The sequence below is a fragment of the Caballeronia sp. 11_S32 genome, from assembly GCF_056930355.1.
In genome coordinates this window covers 2,033,264-2,049,404 of record NZ_JBXOWH010000003.1, presented here as the reverse complement: position 1 = coordinate 2,049,404, position 16,141 = coordinate 2,033,264, and the positions used below count along the sequence as shown (strand labels likewise).

At 64.4% G+C, this 16,141-nt stretch carries 16 protein-coding genes; 10 read left to right on the top strand and 6 right to left on the bottom strand.

Features of this window, described 5'->3' with window-relative positions:
• Positions 1 to 110: 110 nt before the first annotated feature.
• The 3 genes from AC1Z32_RS21170 (at position 111) to gnd (ending at position 4,519) form a co-directional block, all read left to right on the top strand.
• A complete protein-coding gene (locus tag AC1Z32_RS21170; RefSeq protein WP_483480421.1) occupies positions 111 to 1,163 on the top strand; it encodes an NADP(H)-dependent aldo-keto reductase in 1,053 nt (350 codons plus the stop codon).
• Between the two features lie 276 nt (positions 1,164 to 1,439).
• Entirely contained in the window at positions 1,440 to 3,533 is a 2,094-nt protein-coding gene (tkt, locus tag AC1Z32_RS21165; protein ID WP_483480420.1) for a transketolase, read from the top strand.
• Positions 3,515 to 4,519 carry a phosphogluconate dehydrogenase (NAD(+)-dependent, decarboxylating) gene (gene gnd / locus AC1Z32_RS21160; protein WP_483481708.1) on the top strand — a complete coding sequence of 335 codons (1,005 nt, stop codon included), beginning with the start codon at positions 3,515 to 3,517 and terminating at the stop codon, positions 4,517 to 4,519. Before tkt ends, gnd begins: the two co-directional genes overlap by 19 nt.
• Positions 4,520 to 4,576: 57 nt before the next feature.
• Here the strand turns inward: gnd and AC1Z32_RS21155 are convergent, their stop codons facing one another.
• Both AC1Z32_RS21155 and nodI read right to left on the bottom strand, forming a co-directional pair.
• On the bottom strand, positions 4,577 to 5,359 hold the full coding sequence (locus tag AC1Z32_RS21155) for an ABC transporter permease (RefSeq protein WP_483481707.1): 783 nt from the start codon (positions 5,357 to 5,359) through the stop codon (positions 4,577 to 4,579).
• Positions 5,360 to 5,426: 67 nt separating this feature from the next.
• Positions 5,427 to 6,392: a nodulation factor ABC transporter ATP-binding protein NodI gene (gene nodI / locus AC1Z32_RS21150; RefSeq protein ID WP_483480419.1), complete on the bottom strand. Its 966-nt coding sequence runs from the start codon at positions 6,390 to 6,392 to the stop codon at positions 5,427 to 5,429.
• A gap of 326 nt (positions 6,393 to 6,718) precedes the next feature.
• On the opposite strand from nodI, the gene AC1Z32_RS21145 reads away from it, so the two are divergent.
• Positions 6,719 to 7,228 carry a universal stress protein gene (locus AC1Z32_RS21145; protein ID WP_062604394.1) on the top strand — a complete coding sequence of 170 codons (510 nt, stop codon included), beginning with the start codon at positions 6,719 to 6,721 and terminating at the stop codon, positions 7,226 to 7,228.
• 49 nt (positions 7,229 to 7,277) lie between these two features.
• On the opposite strand, the gene AC1Z32_RS21140 is transcribed toward AC1Z32_RS21145, so the two are convergent.
• From AC1Z32_RS21140 to lexA, 3 genes are all read right to left on the bottom strand, one after another.
• The gene (locus AC1Z32_RS21140) at positions 7,278 to 7,877 is read right to left on the bottom strand and encodes a DUF2939 domain-containing protein (RefSeq protein WP_483480418.1); all 600 of its coding nucleotides are present in this window, start codon (positions 7,875 to 7,877) and stop codon (positions 7,278 to 7,280) included.
• Between the two features lie 128 nt (positions 7,878 to 8,005).
• Complete coding sequence (locus tag AC1Z32_RS21135; protein ID WP_483480417.1) at positions 8,006 to 8,332, bottom strand: hypothetical protein; 327 nt, start codon at positions 8,330 to 8,332, stop codon at positions 8,006 to 8,008.
• Between the two features lie 289 nt (positions 8,333 to 8,621).
• Positions 8,622 to 9,299, bottom strand: coding sequence for a transcriptional repressor LexA (gene lexA / locus AC1Z32_RS21130; protein WP_483480416.1), 678 nt, complete (start codon positions 9,297 to 9,299; stop codon positions 8,622 to 8,624).
• A 258-nt stretch (positions 9,300 to 9,557) separates the two neighbouring features.
• Between lexA and AC1Z32_RS21125 the strand changes: the two genes are divergently transcribed.
• The 6 genes from AC1Z32_RS21125 (at position 9,558) to AC1Z32_RS21100 (ending at position 15,546) form a co-directional block, all read left to right on the top strand.
• The gene (locus AC1Z32_RS21125; RefSeq protein WP_483480415.1) at positions 9,558 to 10,592 is read left to right on the top strand and encodes a sulfate ABC transporter substrate-binding protein; all 1,035 of its coding nucleotides are present in this window, start codon (positions 9,558 to 9,560) and stop codon (positions 10,590 to 10,592) included.
• 93 nt (positions 10,593 to 10,685) lie between these two features.
• A complete protein-coding gene (cysT, locus tag AC1Z32_RS21120) occupies positions 10,686 to 11,570 on the top strand; it encodes a sulfate ABC transporter permease subunit CysT (RefSeq protein WP_483480414.1) in 885 nt (294 codons plus the stop codon).
• Positions 11,567 to 12,463 carry a sulfate ABC transporter permease subunit CysW gene (gene cysW, locus AC1Z32_RS21115; RefSeq protein ID WP_483480413.1) on the top strand — a complete coding sequence of 299 codons (897 nt, stop codon included), beginning with the start codon at positions 11,567 to 11,569 and terminating at the stop codon, positions 12,461 to 12,463. Before cysT ends, cysW begins: the two co-directional genes overlap by 4 nt.
• 15 nt (positions 12,464 to 12,478) lie before the next feature.
• Positions 12,479 to 13,537 carry a sulfate/molybdate ABC transporter ATP-binding protein gene (locus AC1Z32_RS21110; protein WP_483480412.1) on the top strand — a complete coding sequence of 353 codons (1,059 nt, stop codon included), beginning with the start codon at positions 12,479 to 12,481 and terminating at the stop codon, positions 13,535 to 13,537.
• Between the two features lie 35 nt (positions 13,538 to 13,572).
• Positions 13,573 to 14,499, top strand: coding sequence for a CysB family HTH-type transcriptional regulator (locus AC1Z32_RS21105; protein ID WP_483480411.1), 927 nt, complete (start codon positions 13,573 to 13,575; stop codon positions 14,497 to 14,499).
• Between the two features lie 54 nt (positions 14,500 to 14,553).
• Positions 14,554 to 15,546 carry an asparaginase gene (locus tag AC1Z32_RS21100; protein WP_483480410.1) on the top strand — a complete coding sequence of 331 codons (993 nt, stop codon included), beginning with the start codon at positions 14,554 to 14,556 and terminating at the stop codon, positions 15,544 to 15,546.
• Positions 15,547 to 15,601: 55 nt separating this feature from the next.
• Here the strand turns inward: AC1Z32_RS21100 and lysM are convergent, their stop codons facing one another.
• Complete coding sequence (lysM, locus tag AC1Z32_RS21095) at positions 15,602 to 16,096, bottom strand: peptidoglycan-binding protein LysM (RefSeq protein ID WP_483480409.1); 495 nt, start codon at positions 16,094 to 16,096, stop codon at positions 15,602 to 15,604.
• Between the last annotated feature and the right edge of the window lie 45 nt (positions 16,097 to 16,141).

The window sequence follows — 16,141 nt, the reverse complement described above, 5'->3', positions numbered from 1 at the left end:
GACCTTTCGCGGCTATGGTAGGTTTTGCGATTGCCGGAAGCCAGCCAGCCAGCGTTTCCGACAATGCGCCGACAGCGCGCAAACACAATGCCAACAAGAGGAACGAGCAAATGAAGTTTCGGAAACTGGGTGATTCGGGTGTCGACGTCAGCCTGATCGGGCTCGGCACCATGACCTGGGGCGAGCAAAATACCGAAAGCGAAGCGCACGAGCAGATCGACTACGCGCTCGCACAGGGCGTGAACCTGATCGATGCCGCCGAGATGTACCCGGTCCCGCCGCGCCCCGAGACGCAGGGCCGCACGGAGGAATACATCGGCACGTGGCTCGCGAAAAACGCCGCGAAACGCGCCGACATCGTGCTCGCCACGAAGATCGCCGGCCCCGCGCGCCAGCCGCACAATCCGCGGCATATCCGCGGCGCGGGCAACCAGTTCGATCGCAAGAACCTGAACGAAGCCATCGACGGCAGCCTGAAGCGCCTGCAAACCGATTACGTCGATCTGTATCAGCTGCACTGGCCCGACCGCAGCACGATGACCTTCGGCCGCCCGGCGTACCCGTATGTCGACGATGAGTACACGGTGCCCATCGAGGAAACGCTCGCCGCGCTGGCCGATCTCGTGAAGGCGGGCAAGATCCGCCATGTGGGCGTGTCGAACGAAACGCCGTGGGGCGTCGCGCAATTCCTGCGCGCGGCCGAGAAGGCGGGCCTGCCGAAGATCGTCAGCATCCAGAATCCGTACAGTCTCGTGAACCGCACCTACGAACAGGGCCTCTCCGAGTTCACGCACAAGGAAGGCGTCGGGCTGCTGGCGTATTCGCCGCTCGCGTTCGGCTGGCTGTCGGGCAAGTACGAAGGCGGCGCGCGTCCGGCGGGCGCGCGCATCACGCTGTTCGAGCGCTTTCAGCGTTACAGCAAGCCGCAGGCAATCGCCGCGATCACGTCCTACGTCGAGCTGGCGAAGCGCCACGGCCTGACGCCGACGCAACTCGCGCTCGCATTCGTCAACACGCGGCCGTTCACGACGAGCACGCTGATCGGCGCGACGTCGATGCCGCAACTGAAGGAGAACATCGCGAGCGTGAACGTGGAACTGTCGGAGGAAATTCTGGCCGAAATCGACGCGCTGCACGAGCGCCAGCCGAATCCGGCGCCCTGAAATTCCCTGTCCGGTCAGCGATTTGACGAAGAATCGGATGGGCTGGCCGCGAATGTGTCAGCATTGACGTTCGTGCGGCGGGCCAGCCTTCCGCCTGAAAATACCGCCGTGCCGCGTGAGGCCGCTCACGCCCCGCGCGCACGGCGCACCCCTCGCAATACCCGCAACACTCGCCGTGCGGTGCCGGCTGCAAGGCACTACACTTGCTCGATGGTCCTGGTTGCCCGCTGCGGCGCCTTTCGCCACAGCGCGCTCTTTGCAAAGGAGTCGTCGCTCATGTCTCAAGCAACACCTCAGGCCAAAGATCTCGATCAACTCACGATCGACACCATCCGCACCTTATCGATGGACGCCGTGCAGAAGGCCAACTCCGGCCACCCCGGCACGCCGATGGCGCTCGCGCCCGTCGCATTCCATCTCTGGCAGAACCATCTCCGCTACGATCCCGACGCGCCGCTATGGCCGAATCGCGACCGCTTCGTGCTGTCGGTCGGCCATGCGTCGATGCTGCTGTACTCGCTGCTGCATCTCGCCGGCGTAAAGGAATTCGACGAGGACGGCAAGCCCACCGGCAAGCCCGCGGTGTCGCTCGACGACATCGAGCACTTCCGCCAGCTCGACAGCAAGACGCCCGGCCACCCCGAATACCGCATGACGACCGGCGTCGAGACCACGACCGGCCCGCTCGGGCAAGGCCTCGGCAACAGCGTCGGCATGGCGATGGCCGCGCGCTGGAAAGAGGCGCGCTTCAACAAGGGCAAGGACACGATCTTCGATTACCGCGTCTACGCGCTCTGCGGCGACGGCGACATGATGGAAGGCGTGTCGCACGAAGCGGCGTCGCTCGCGGGGCATCTGCGGCTCTCGAACCTGATCTGGATCTACGACAGCAACCGCATCACGATCGAAGGCCACACGGATCTTGCCTACAGCGACGACGTGGAAGCGCGCTTTCACGGCTACAACTGGCACACGCTGCACGTCGACGACGCCAACGACGCGGCCGCGCTCGAAGACGCGATCAACAAGGCGAAGTCTCACACCGACAAGCCGACGCTCATCGTCGTGAAGAGCATCATCGGCTGGGGCGCGCCGAACAAGCAGGACACGGCGAGCGCGCACGGCGAGGCGCTCGGCGAGGAAGAGGTCAAGCTCGCGAAGAAGTTCTACGGCTGGCCCGAAGACAAGCAGTTCTACGTGCCCGACGGCGTGATGCAGCACTTCGCCGACGGCATGGGCGCGCGCGGCAAGAAGCTGCACGCCGAGTGGAAGCAGCGCTTCGATGCCTACGCGAAGTCCAATCCGGAGCTGGCAAAAGAAGCGTGGCAGATGCTCGAATCGAAGCTTCCCGACAACTGGGACGCCGATATTCCCACCTTCGAACCGGACGCGAAGGGCATTGCGACGCGCGATTCGTCGGGCAAGGTGCTGAATGCGATCGCGCAGCGCATTCCCTGGCTGCTGGGCGGCGCGGCGGACCTGGCGCCATCGACGAAAACGAACCTAAAGTTCGAGGGCGCCGGCAGCTTCGAGCACGACAACTACGGCGGACGCAATCTGCACTTCGGCATCCGCGAGCACGGCATGGGCGCGGTCGCGAACGGGCTTGCGCTGTCGGGGCTGCGGCCGTACGCGTCGACGTTCCTGATCTTCAGCGACTACATGAAGCCGCCGATCCGCCTCTCCGCGATCATGGAAGTGCCGGTGATCTACGTGTTCACGCACGATTCGATCGGCGTCGGCGAAGACGGTCCGACGCACCAGCCGATCGAGCAACTCGCATCCCTGCGCGGCGTGCCGGGCCTCTGTACGCTGCGTCCCGCCGATGCCAACGAAGTCAGCGAAGTGTGGCGCGTGGCGCTGTCGCAACCGAAGGAGCCGTCGTGCATCGTGCTGACGCGCCAGCCGCTGCCGACCTTCGATCGCAAGAAATACGCATCGGCAGATGGCGTTAAGCACGGCGCGTACGTGCTCGCCGACACCGAAGGCGGCAAGAAACCCGAGGTGCTGCTGCTCGCGACCGGCAGCGAAGTGTCGCTGTGCGTCGAGGCGTACGAGAAGCTGAAGGCGGAAGGCATCGCGGCGCGCGTCGTGTCGATGCCGTCGTGGGACATCTTCGAGAAGCAGGATCAGGCGTACAAGGAATCGGTGCTGCCGCCCGACGTGCACGCGCGCGTCTGCGTCGAGCAGGCCGCGACGCTCGGCTGGGACCGCTACGTCGGCCGTCTGGGATCGCAGATCGTGATGCACACATTCGGCGCGTCGGCGCCGCTGAAGGCGCTGAAGACGAAGTTCGGCTTCACGCCGGAGCGCGTCTACGACGAAGCGAAGAAGCAGATCGCGCGCGTGAAATCCAACGGCAAGGAGTGACCATCATGCAGATCGGCATCGTGGGACTGGGGCGCATGGGCGGCAACATCGGGCGGCGCCTGATGCGCGCCGGACATGCGTGCGTCGTGTACGACCATGCTCCGCAAGCGACCGAAGCGCTTGCGGCCGAAGGCGCGACGGGCGCGAAAGATCTCGGCGATCTCGTCGCGAAGCTCGACGCGCCGCGCGTCGTCTGGCTGATGCTGCCCGCCGGGAAGATCACCGAGGACACGCTCAACGATCTGCACAAGATCCTCGGCGCGGACGACGTGATCATCGACGGCGGCAACAGCTTCTACAAGGACGATATTCGCCGCGCCGCGCAGTTGCGCGAGCAGGGCATCCATTACGTCGATGTCGGCACGTCCGGCGGCATCTGGGGACTCGAGCGCGGCTACTGCATGATGATCGGCGGCGACGAAGCGGTCGTGCGCCGGCTCGATCCGATTCTCGCGACGCTCGCGCCAGGACGCGGCGATATCCCCGCGACGCCAGGCCGCGAAGGGCGCGATCCGCGCGTCGAGAACGGCTATATGCATTGCGGGCCGGTCGGCTCGGGGCACTTCGTGAAGATGGTGCACAACGGCATCGAGTACGGATTGATGCAGGCGTATGCCGAGGGCTTTCATATCCTCAGGCACAAGGAGTCGAAGGAGCTCGTGGAAGGCGAGCGCTATACGCTCGATCTCGCGGATATCGCCGAAGTATGGCGGCGCGGCAGCGTGGTGTCGTCGTGGCTGCTCGATCTGACCGCGGGCGCGCTCGCCACCGACGGCACGCTCGAACGCTTCTCGACGGAAGTCGCGGACAGCGGCGAAGGGCGCTGGACCATCGAGGCGGCGATCGAGGAAGCGGTGCCCGCGCAGGTCTTGTCGGCGGCACTTTACACGCGCTTCCGCTCGCGCGATGCCGAGTCGTTCCCCGAGCGCATGCTGTCCGCGATGCGCTTCGGCTTCGGCGGGCACCACGAGTTTCCGGTCAAGTAGCGCGTCTTTCCGATGATGCGAAAACGGCGATGGATCTTGCGAGTCCATCGCCGTTTTTCATTTCATCATGCGTCGCCTGAAGAGCCACGCGCACAGGAAGAACGGCACGACCGCATACGCGAAGAGTACGAGCACATGCACCGCGAGACCGTCGAACGGGCGGCCTAGCATCGCGGAACGAATCAGTTCCACCGCATGAAAAAGCGGCAGCACCTGCGTGACGTGCTGCGCGATGGCGGGCAGTTGCGTGATCGGGAAGAACACGCCGGAGAGCAGGAGCATCGGCGTGAGCGCGAGCGTCTGATAGAACATGAAGAAATCGTAGCTCGGCGCGAGCGCGGTGATGACCATTGCCGTGCTGGCGAACGCGAGTCCCGTCAGCACGATGACAGGCAGCGCGATCAGCGTCGACGGAAAGCTCGCATAGCCGAGCGCACCGGCGACGATCATGATCGCCACGCCCGACAGCACCGACTTGCTCGCGGCCCAGACGATCTCGCCGAGCACGATATCGCCGAGCGTGAGCGGCGTATGCATGATCGCCTCCCACGTGCGCTGCACGTGCATGCGCGAGAAGCCCGAGTACATCGATTCGAAGCTCGCGGACATCATTACGCTCGATGCCGCCGTGCCCGCCGCGAGGAACGCGATATACGACACGCCATCGACGCGGCCGACCATCAGGCCGAGACCTAGCCCGAGACCGAAGAGATAGATCATCGGATCGGCGAGATTGCCGATCATCGAAGCGATCGCGAGCTTCTTCCAGACGAGATAGTTGCGCCGCCATACCGACATCCAGTGCGTCGCGTTCGCAGGCAACGCGCTCGCGAGCGGCATGAAGCTTTCCGCGTGCTTCGGCTCGCGCTTTCTTTCGATGCGAGTTCGTTCGAGCGTATCCATGGATTCAATCCACCATCTCGCGCCCCGTGAGACGCAGGAACACATCTTCGAGATTCGCCGGACGATGCAGATAGCGTACGTCGGCGCGGCCCTTCACGCGCGCATGCACGGGCTGCGGATCGTCGACGTAGCAAAAGAGCGTCTCGCCGCTCACTTCCATGCGCTCGACGAAAGGCGCGAGCTCGGCAGCGAGCGCCTGCGGATCGGGCCCGTAGATCTCGATCACATCCGAGCCGATCACCGATTCGATCAGATCGTGCGGCCGTCCCTCGGCGATCTTGCGGCCTTCCTCGATCACGCAAAGGCGGTCGCACAAACGCTCGGCTTCTTCCATGAAGTGCGTAGTCAGAAGAATCGTCTTGCCGCGCGCGAGCAATGAGCGCAGCCGTTCCCATATGAGATGCCGCGCCTGCGGATCGAGGCCGGTGGTCGGTTCGTCCATCACGAGTACATCGGGATCGTTGACGAGCGCGCGCGCGAGCGTGAGACGCCGCTTCATGCCGCCCGACAGTTCGCCGACGCGCGCGTAGGCCTTGCTCTCCAGCCGGGCGAATTCCAGCAGCGACGGCACGAGCGCGTCCATCCGCGCGCCCGTCAGGCCGAAATAGCGGCCGAACACGGTCAGGTTTTCGCGCACGGTGAAATCGGGATCGAGATTGTCGAACTGCGGCACGACGCCCACGCGCTCGCGTGCGAAACGGGCGCGAGCGGGCACCGGCTCGCCGACGAGCCGGATCGCGCCGCTATCGGGCGAGGTGATGCCGAGCAGCATCTTGAGCGTCGTCGTCTTGCCCGCGCCGTTCGGACCCAGCAGTCCGAAGCATTCGCCGGGCCGAACATCGAACGACAGACCGTCGACGACCGTGCGCTCGCCGTAGTGCTTTCTGACTTCGCTGAATTCGATGGCTGCCGGCGCGCCGCTTTCATCGGCTTCGGCGCGTGTGGTCTGCTGCAATGTTTGATCAGTCATGCATTCGTGCCGCAAAGGAAAAAACCGCATGAGGAATCCAGCGGGCTAGTGTAATCCAATGCACCAAGGCGGCGCTTGGCATGCAACGGCAAGCCGCGCGCCCGTGTCAAACCTGTGCCTGGCGCACTGAACCCGCGCTGAACCGGTTCCGTCCGAATGTGCCAGAGGCTTGTCCGTCGCGGTGTTCGCGGATCTGGCACGGTGCGAGCTAGCGTGTTCGCGCCGGTTAGCGTTTTCCAGCGTTGTCACTCAGCGGACGACGCACGATGATGAAGCAACGCCGTGGGCAAGTCGCGCTCAAGGGCAAGTTGGCCAGGGAGGTCAGGATGGAAAGCTATCGAAAAATCCTGCTGTGCTACGACGGCTCCAGAGAGGGCCGCAAGGCACTGCGTCAGGGCGCCAATCTCGCGCTGGACCTGAACGCGGAGACGCACGTGCTCGCGGTGGTGGACATGCGCTCGAGCATTGCGCAGAGCGCCGGACTGCTAACCGATATGGCTTGCGGACGCTTCGAAGAGGCCGCGCGCGACATTCTGCAGGAGGGCGTCGACTGGCTGCGCGAGCGCGGCCTGCAGGCGCAGGGGCACTTCGCGTTTGGCCATCCGATCGACGAGATCGCGGCCCTTGCGGACAGTCTTCAGGTCGATCTCGTCGTCGTGGGACACCGTTGCCGCAGCGGTCTCGCGCGCTGGTGGATGGGCGCGGGCAACACGCCGCTGCTCGATCGCGTGAAGTGCAGCATTCTGGTTGCCGTGTGTCAGGCGGGTGAATCGGCCGAGGCGGAAGACGAAGCGGCGTACGCGGCGAAGCCGGTCAAGGCCGAAGCCGGGGCGTGAGCGCATGAGCGTCTGAAGCAGCGCCCCGTGCGCGGGGCCGCTTGACGCGTCAACCGTTCAGATCGACCGCCACGAGCTTCCACGACACGAGCCCGTCGCGATGGAAGATAGCCGAATAGCGCGCGTCGCCCGCGCCGTGCTGGTACGTGACGACGAACGTGTTCAGGCTTCTGTAGCCGGCGGTGGTCTGCGGCGGTTCCCTCGGCGGCTGTTGCGCGGTCGCGACGCCGGATGAAGGCGCGTTCGCCGGGGTGGCCGGGGAGCCATCGCCTGCCTGCGGCGGACGCTCGCCGGGAACGCCGCGCGGCGGAATGCCGTTCAGAATGGCCGCGACGCCGTCCGGTGTCGCATACGAATCGACCAGAGGACCGACGAGCGCCGCGCCGATCATCGCCCCGATGATCGCGAGCGGATTGCCGCTCTTCTGGATATCCACGCGCCGCGTCAGCAGCGCCGCGACCTGTTCCTTGAGGCTTGCACGCAGCGCGGGGAAATCGACGTACTGGTTGACGGTCTGCGCATCGCGCGCATCGGCCGCGCGCTTCACACGATTCAATGCGATGTACGGCGACGCGTATATAAAACCGAGCGCCGCGACGAGAATCAGGACGACGAGCGCGGTGGCGACGGATCGGGTAGTGCGGGTCATGCGACGACAAAGCCTCTCTTGCAGGACGTGAATCAAGGATTGACCGCGCGGGCGCGGATTATATCCCGGGACTTCGCGTCGTTCGTGCGCTGGGTCTCAATTCGCCGCCGCAAAGTCTCGCCGATGCCTTACGCCAGCGTACCGCCGGCCAGGTCCGCGCTTTCCTCGGCGATGCAGCGGTCGATCATGCGCGACACTTCGTCGATCTTGCCCACCAGAATGACGCGCGATTGCCCGCGATAGACGCGCACCGGCGCCCGCTCCGCGGGTTCCGCATGCACCGCGCTGTTCAACGATACGCGTGCGAACGCCGGCTGGCGCGACGGCAGCGCGGGCATGTCGTCGAAGAGATCGGGCGTGGTCTCGGCGCGCGGCATGCCACAACCGATCAGTGAGCGCAGATGGCGCAGACGGCCGAATTGACGGAAGGGCAGCAGACGGGCAAAACGTTCCATGATGACTCTCCAGACGATAGGACGCACCGCGGCGCACCGCGAACGGTGGCCGTCATGCTTGTTTAGATGAACCCGTAAATATCTCTGGTCGCGGTTGCGGGGGCCGGATGTGGCCTTTGGAGATATTTATCTTCTTACGATCGGCGGCCGGAAGACTGCATGCCGATTGCTGTTGGTGAGGCTATTTTGCGTGCTCAGCGAGACATTTTTTGTCTCGAAAATCTTGAAGACCGGATTTATTTTCGGCCTCCGCCGTGTCGCCATGTTGCCGATGCGCGAGCCCGGACCGTCAGAACTCGCCCGAGCGGATCAATCCCACTGCGATGCCTTCGAGCGCGAAATCGCTGCTGCCGGAGCGCACGAAAATGTTTTCATAGTCAGGGTTCTCGGCGATCAGTTCGACGCCGTCCGGACGGCGCTTCCAGCGCTTCACCGTGACGTCGTCGCCGAGGCGCGCGACCACGATCTGCCCGTCCTTCGCTTCGCTGCGCTTTTGCACCGCGAGCAGGTCACCGTCGAGAATGCCGGCGTCACGCATCGACAGGCCGCGCACTTTGAGCAGATAGTCCGGCTTGCTGGAGAAGAGCGCGGGATCGCACGCGTAATGCTGTGAGATGTGCTCTTGCGCGAGGATCGGGCTACCCGCCGCGACACGACCGACCAAAGGCAGCGAAAGCTGCATGATGGTCGGATGCGGCAGAGTCAACTGATGCGGCAATTCCTCCGAGCGATCGATGCGCGATGCATCGCCGAGCAGCCGGATGCCGCGCGACGAGCCCGCCGCCAGTTCGATCACGCCCTTGCGCGCCAACGCCCGCAGATGCTCCTCAGCCGAGTTCGCCGAACTGAAACCGAGCTCCGCCGCGATCTCGGCGCGTGTCGGCGGAAAGCCGGTGCGGTCGATCGCGCGCTGGATGAGTTCGAACACCTGCTGCTGCCGCGCGGTAAGTTTTGATGTTTTGGTCACTGGCTCGGGCCCCTGGTGCACTGTATGAATGGACAGGTGACTGTATTTTTATACAGTATTTCCGGCTTTTCAAGCTTTACTTTAAGTTCGCGCTCGGCGGGCTTCCGAACGCCCGTTCCAGGCTGACTTGCGCTTCTTCCATCAGGGAATATCGTTCTTAGCAGCTTTACGTATAAAAAAGTGAAGAACGATTATTTCTAATCATATAGACGCCTCGATAGACTGATTCCGTCAATTCGATAAGACGGAGAGCGGGGAATGCAAAGCATCAGACTGGGATTGGGCAAGGGGGCGCGGCGCCTGTTCGCGGCGGCGGCGCTGACGGCGGCGAGCACCGGCATGACCGCGCACGCGGTTGCGCAGACGTCGTTTCTGAACGTCTCCTACGACCCGACCCGCGAGCTGTACCAGGATTTCAATCAGGCGTTCGCGAAGAAGTGGAAGGCGGACACCGGCGAGACCGTGACCTTCAAGCAGTCGCACGGCGGCTCGGGCGGACAGGCGCGCGCGGTGCTGGACGGCCTCCAGGCCGATGTCGTGACCCTCGCGCTCGCTTACGACATCGACGCGCTCGCGAACAAGGGTCTCGTCGGCGCGGACTGGCAGAAGCGTCTTCCGGACAACGCATCGCCGTACACGTCGACGATCGTGTTCCTCGTGCGCAAGGGCAACCCGAAGCACATCAAGGACTGGGACGATCTGACGAAGCCGGGCGTGTCGATCGTCACGCCGAACCCGAAGACTTCAGGCGGCGCGCGCTGGAACTACCTCGCGGCGTGGGCGTACGCGCAGCACAAGCCGGGCGGCAACGAGCAGACCGCGAAGGATTTCGTGACGAAGCTCTACAAAAACGCCGGGGTGCTCGATTCCGGCGCGCGCGGCGCGACGACGAGCTTCGTGCAGCGCGGGCAGGGCGACGTGCTGATCGCGTGGGAAAACGAGGCGTTCCTGTCGCTGAAGGAATTCGGTCCGGACAAGTTCGAGATCGTGGTGCCGTCGGTGAGCATTCTCGCGGAGCCGCCGGTCGCGGTGGTGGACAAGGTCGTCGACAAGCACGGCACGCGCAAGCTCGCCGACGCGTATCTCAAGTATCTGTACAGCGACGAAGGCCAGCAGATCGCCGCGCGCAATTTCTATCGGCCGCGCTCGGACAAGGTGCCCGCTGAACTCACGAAGCAGTTTCCGAAGCTGAAGCTCTACACCATCGACGACACGTTCGGCGGCTGGACCAAGGCGCAGAAGACGCATTTCGCGGACGGCGGCGTGTTCGATTCGATCTATCAACCGCAATAAGCAGAAGAAGCGGGCGACGCGGCGCACCAATGACGCCGCGCGCCCGAGGCAATGCGCGCCCGACCCCGGCGCGCACACAAGGATGAATCAAGGATGACGACCCTCACATTCAAGAAGCCGAGCGCGCTTCCCGGGTTCGGCCTGACGCTCGGCATCACGGTGGCGTACTTAAGCCTCGTGGTGCTGATTCCGCTCGCCGCGACCTTCGCGAAGACCGCGACGCTCGACTGGGCGCAGTTCGTACGCGCGGTGAGCTCGCCGCGGGTGCTCGCGTCGTACCGGCTCACGTTCGGCGCGGCGCTCGGCGGCGCGCTCATCAACGCGGTGTTCGGCTTTCTCGTCGCGTGGGTGCTCGTGCGCTACACGTTCCCGTTCAAGCGCATCGTCGATGCGATCGTCGATTTGCCGTTCGCGCTGCCGACTTCCGTGGCAGGCATCTCGCTCGCGGCCGTCTATGCGAGCAACGGCTGGATCGGGCAGTATCTCGCGGTCTTCGGCATCAAGGTCGCGTTCACGCCGCTCGGCGTGCTCGTCGCGTTGACGTTCATCGGCTTGCCGTTCGTCGTGCGCACGGTGCAGCCGGTGCTCGAAGACTTCGAGCGCGAACAGGAAGAAGCCGCCGCGTGCCTGGGCGCCACGCGCTGGCTCACGTTTCGCCGCGTCGTGCTGCCGTCGCTCTTTCCCGCGCTCCTGACCGGCTTCGCGCTCGCGTTCGCGCGCGCGCTCGGCGAATACGGCTCGGTCATCTTCATCGCGGGTAACGTGCCGATGAAGTCCGAGATCACGTCTCTGCTCATCATCACCAAGCTGGAGCAATACGACTATGCCGGCGCGACGGCGCTCGCGGTCGTGATGCTGTGCGTATCGTTCCTGATGCTGCTGCTCATCAACACGTTGCAGTGGTTCCTTCAGCGCCGCACGAGCAAGACCGGTGCTGCGCCCGTCAATGTAGCGCTGGCTGCGGGAGAAACGGCATGAGCAAGGTTCTTCCGTTGCAAACGGCGACTTCGCGCGAAACGCATAGCCTCAATCCCGTCACCGAGCCGCGCGCCGTGCGCTGGGTGCTGACCGGCATCGCGCTCGCGTTCCTCGCGTTCTTCCTCGTCGTGCCGCTCGTCGCGGTGTTCGTGCAGGCATTCGCAAAGGGCGTCGATTATTACTTCGAGTCGCTGAAGGATCCCGACGCGTGGTCCGCGATCAAGCTCACGCTCATCACCGCGGCGATCGCCGTGCCGCTGAATGTCGTGTTCGGGCTTGCCGCATCGTGGGCCATCGCGAAATTCGACTTCCGCGGCAAGGCGTTGCTGACCACGCTCATCGACTTGCCGTTCTCCGTGTCGCCGGTGATCTCGGGCCTCATCTACGTGCTGATGTTCGGTGCGCAAGGCTGGTTCGGCCCGTGGCTCGCCGCGCGCGACGTGCAGATCATCTTCGCGGTGCCCGGCATCGTGCTCGCGACGATCTTCGTCACGTTCCCGTTCGTCGCGCGCGAGCTGATCCCGCTGATGCAGGCGCAAGGCAACGACGAAGAGGAAGCCGCGCACGTGCTCGGCGCATCGGGCTGGCAGATCTTCCGGCGCGTGACGCTGCCCAACGTGAAGTGGGGTCTGCTCTATGGCGTGATCCTCTGCAACGCGCGCGCGATGGGCGAGTTCGGCGCGGTGTCGGTGGTGTCGGGTCATATCCGCGGCCAGACCGACACGATGCCGCTGCACGTCGAAATTCTCTACAACGAATACAACTTCTCGGCCGCGTTCGCGGTGGCGTCGCTGCTTGCGCTGCTCGCGCTCGTGACGCTCGGGCTGAAGCTCCTCGCGGAGCGGCGCATGTCGCAAGCCGTCACCGAAGCCAAAGCCACCGCACAGAATTGAGAGGCCGATAACATCATGAGCATCATTGTTCGCAATCTGCAAAAGCGCTTCGGCGATTTCACCGCGCTCGACAACGTCACGCTCGATTTTCCGGCGGGTGAACTCGTCGCGCTGCTCGGGCCTTCCGGCTGCGGCAAGACCACGCTCCTGCGCGTGATCGCGGGCCTCGAATTCGCCGATGCGGGCCAGGTCGTGCTGCACGGCGAAGACGTCGCGGACGTCGGCGCGCGCGAGCGGCAGGTCGGCTTCGTGTTCCAGCACTACGCGCTCTTCCGCCACATGACCGTGTTCGAGAACGTCGCGTTCGGCCTGCGCGTGAAGCCGCGCCGCGAACGTCCGAGCGAAGCCAAGATCCGCGAGAAGGTGCATGAGTTGCTGAAACTCGTGCAGCTCGACTGGCTCGCTGAACGCTTTCCGTCGGAGCTTTCGGGCGGACAGCGGCAGCGCATCGCGCTGGCGCGGGCGCTCGCCGTCGAGCCGAAAGTGCTGCTGCTCGACGAGCCGTTCGGCGCGCTCGACGCCAAGGTGCGCAAGGAATTGCGCAGCTGGCTGCGCCGCCTGCACGACGATCTGCATATCTCGACGCTCTTCGTCACGCACGACCAGGAAGAGGCGCTCGAAGTGGCGGACCGCATCGTCGTGATGAATCACGGGCGGGTGGAGCAGGTGGGCAGCCCGCAAGACGTGTACGATCATCCGCAGACGTCGTTCGTCTACGAGTTTCTCGGCGCAGCGAACCGGCTGCAGGGCAAGGTCGACGCGACCGGCTTCATCGCCGATGGCGCCGCGAGCCCGATCGCCACCGTTGCGCATTTCAGCGGCCGCGCGCTCGCGTATGTGCGCCCGCATGACATCGCGCTGTATCCGGCGGATGGCGCGCATCGCGACGGCATCGTGGTTGGCGTGCGGCGCGTCGTGACGCTGGGCGGCTCGGTGCGCGTGGAGCTCGAAGGCAGCGCGGGCGGCGTGATCGAGGCGGAACTGGATCGCGAGGCATGGCGCGCGCTCAAGCTCGACATTGGCGATGGCGTGACCGCCGTGCCGCGCGCGCTGCGCGTGTTTCCGGCGCAATGACATAACAACATAAAAGCATCACGAGAGAGGTACACATGAATTTCCAGCAATTGCGCTTCGTGCGCGAGGCCGTGCGTCAGAACATGAATCTGACCGAGGTCGCCAATGTGCTCTATACGTCGCAGTCGGGCGTGTCGAAGCAGATCAAGGATCTCGAGGACGAGCTCGGCGTCGATATCTTCATCCGCCGCGGCAAGCGCCTCACCGGGCTCACGGAGCCGGGCAAGGAAGTGCATCAGCTGATCGAGCGCATGCTGCTCGACGCCGAGAACCTGCGGCGCGTCGCGCGCCAGTTCGCGGATCAGGACAACGGCCATCTCGTCGTCGCCACGACGCACACGCAGGCGCGTTACGCGCTGCCCAAGGTTATCCGCCAGTTCACGGAGGTGTTCCCGAAGGTGCATCTCGCGCTGCGCCAGGGCAGCCCGCAGCAGATCGCGCAGATGATCATCAACGGCGAGGCGGATATCGGCATTTCGACGGAAGCGCTCGACCGTTATCCCGACATCGTCACGTTCCCGTGCTATTCGTGGCATCACACGGTCGTGGTGCCGAAGGATCATCCGCTCGTCGGGCGCGAGCGCATCACGCTGGAACAGATCGCCGAATATCCGATCGTCACCTATGACCAGGACTTCACCGGCCGCTCGCACGTGGACCAGGCGTTCGCGAGCGCGGGCGCGATGCCCGATATCGTGCTGACCGCGATCGATGCCGACGTTATCAAGACGTATGTGGAGCTCGGCATGGGCATTGGCATCGTCGCGGCGATGGCGTACGACGCGAAGCGCGACACCGAGCTCGTGGCGCTCGACACGCAGCATCTGTTCGAAGCGAGCACGACGCGTGTGGGCTTGCGAAAGGGCGCGTTCCTGCGCGCCTATGCGTACCGGCTGATCGAAATGTTCGCGCCGCAGCTCGACGAAGCGCAGATCGCGGCCCAGCTTCGCGAAGCGGCGTGATTGCACGCGTGAATCCAACGTGAATCGCGTGCCGGCTGATTTACAATCGCCGGCATGAACACATCCTCTCTACCTCGCATCGCCGTGCTCGCAACGGGCGGCACCATTGCCGGACAGGCGGGCGATGCATCGAAGACGGCGGGCTACAAGGCGGGCGTCGTCGGCGTCGACAAATTGCTCGACGCGGTGCCCGCGCTCGGCTCCGTCGCGCGCATTCACGCAGAGCAGATCGCGAGCATCGACAGCAAGGACATGAGCGCCGCGCTGTGGACCGCGCTCAGCCGCCGCATCGACGCATTGCTCGCGCAGGACGATATCGATGGCGTCGTCGTCACGCACGGCACCGATACGCTCGAGGAAACCGCGTACCTGCTGCATCTCACGGTGAAGAGCGCGAAGCCCGTCGTGCTGACGGCGGCAATGCGGCCATCGACCGCGCTTTCCGCCGATGGTCCGTTGAATCTGCTCAATGCGGTGACGGTCGCGGCGTCGAAGGACGCGTCAGGCAAGGGCGTGCTCGTCGCGTTCAACAATCAGATCCACAGCGCGCGCGATGTCACCAAGACAAGCACTTACGCGGTCGATGCGTTCCGTTCGCCCGAAGCCGGCGCGCTCGGCTTCGTGCAGGACGGACGCGTGGAGTTTCAGCGCACGGTCGTGCGGCCGCATACCGCCGCGAGCGAATTCGCGGTCAGCGATCAATGGCCGATGGTCGAGATCGTCGCGAGCTACGCGGATGCATCGCGCGTGATGGTCGATGCGCTCGTCGCGGCGGGCGTGAAGGGTATCGTGGTCGCCGGCACGGGCAACGGCTCGATGCACGCGACGCTCACGCAGGCGCTCGCCGATGCGGTGAAGCAGGGCGTCGCGGTGGTGCGCGCGTCGCGCGTGGGCTCGGGTCACGTGATGCGCAACGGCGCGGCCAACGACGACGCGCTCGGCACCGTCAGCGCGGGAACGCTCAATCCGTACAAGGCGCGTGTGCTTCTGCTGCTCGCGCTATCGGCGGGCGCGAAAGATCTGCAACGCATCTTCGACGCCTACTGAAAAGAAAAAACGCGAACCAGGGTTCGCGTTTTCTTCATGCAGGCTACGAGAGGTATCAGGCGGCCGCAGGAATGCGCAGCACCTGTCCCGGATAGATTTTGTCCGGGCTCTTCAGCATCGGCTTGTTCGCCTCGAAGATCAGATCGTTCTTCGAGCCATTGCCGTAATATTTCTCGGCGATCTTCCAGAGATTGTCGCCCGACACCACGGTGTAATACTGCGACTCCGGCTCGGCGTTCGGCACGGTCAGCTGATCGTCCACCTTGTCGACGTGCTGCACATTGCCCGCGGCGACGAGGATCTTTTCCTTCGTGGCCTGATCCGGCGCCTGGCCCGACACGGTCACCGTATGCGATGCGCCGTCATATTTCACGTCGAGATTGTCGGCGTTGAGACCTTGCGAGCGGATGTACGTCGCGATGGCTTCGCCTGCTTTCTGGTTCAGCGCGGCGACATCCACGGGCGCGGCAGCGGGAGCCGCCTGCGCGCTCGGCGTGGCTGCGCCGAAGAGTTTTTCGCCTGCTTCCTTGATAAAGCTGAGGATACCCATTGTTCAACTCCTTGATTGACGATGTTGATACGGCCCGCGAAGTCT

Coding starts and splice junctions, on each gene's coding strand:
- AC1Z32_RS21170 (WP_483480421.1), top strand. CDS start 111: ATGAAGTTTCGGAAACTGGGTGATTCGGGTGTCGACGTCAGCCTGATC.
- tkt (WP_483480420.1), top strand. CDS start 1,440: ATGTCTCAAGCAACACCTCAGGCCAAAGATCTCGATCAACTCACGATC.
- AC1Z32_RS21155 (WP_483481707.1), bottom strand. CDS start 5,359: ATGCCGCTCGCGAGCGCGTTGCCTGCGAACGCGACGCACTGGATGTCG.
- nodI (WP_483480419.1), bottom strand. CDS start 6,392: ATGACTGATCAAACATTGCAGCAGACCACACGCGCCGAAGCCGATGAA.
- AC1Z32_RS21145 (WP_062604394.1), top strand. CDS start 6,719: ATGGAAAGCTATCGAAAAATCCTGCTGTGCTACGACGGCTCCAGAGAG.
- AC1Z32_RS21140 (WP_483480418.1), bottom strand. CDS start 7,877: ATGACCCGCACTACCCGATCCGTCGCCACCGCGCTCGTCGTCCTGATT.
- AC1Z32_RS21135 (WP_483480417.1), bottom strand. CDS start 8,332: ATGGAACGTTTTGCCCGTCTGCTGCCCTTCCGTCAATTCGGCCGTCTG.
- AC1Z32_RS21125 (WP_483480415.1), top strand. CDS start 9,558: ATGCAAAGCATCAGACTGGGATTGGGCAAGGGGGCGCGGCGCCTGTTC.
- cysT (WP_483480414.1), top strand. CDS start 10,686: ATGACGACCCTCACATTCAAGAAGCCGAGCGCGCTTCCCGGGTTCGGC.
- cysW (WP_483480413.1), top strand. CDS start 11,567: ATGAGCAAGGTTCTTCCGTTGCAAACGGCGACTTCGCGCGAAACGCAT.
- AC1Z32_RS21110 (WP_483480412.1), top strand. CDS start 12,479: ATGAGCATCATTGTTCGCAATCTGCAAAAGCGCTTCGGCGATTTCACC.
- AC1Z32_RS21105 (WP_483480411.1), top strand. CDS start 13,573: ATGAATTTCCAGCAATTGCGCTTCGTGCGCGAGGCCGTGCGTCAGAAC.
- AC1Z32_RS21100 (WP_483480410.1), top strand. CDS start 14,554: ATGAACACATCCTCTCTACCTCGCATCGCCGTGCTCGCAACGGGCGGC.
- lysM (WP_483480409.1), bottom strand. CDS start 16,096: ATGGGTATCCTCAGCTTTATCAAGGAAGCAGGCGAAAAACTCTTCGGC.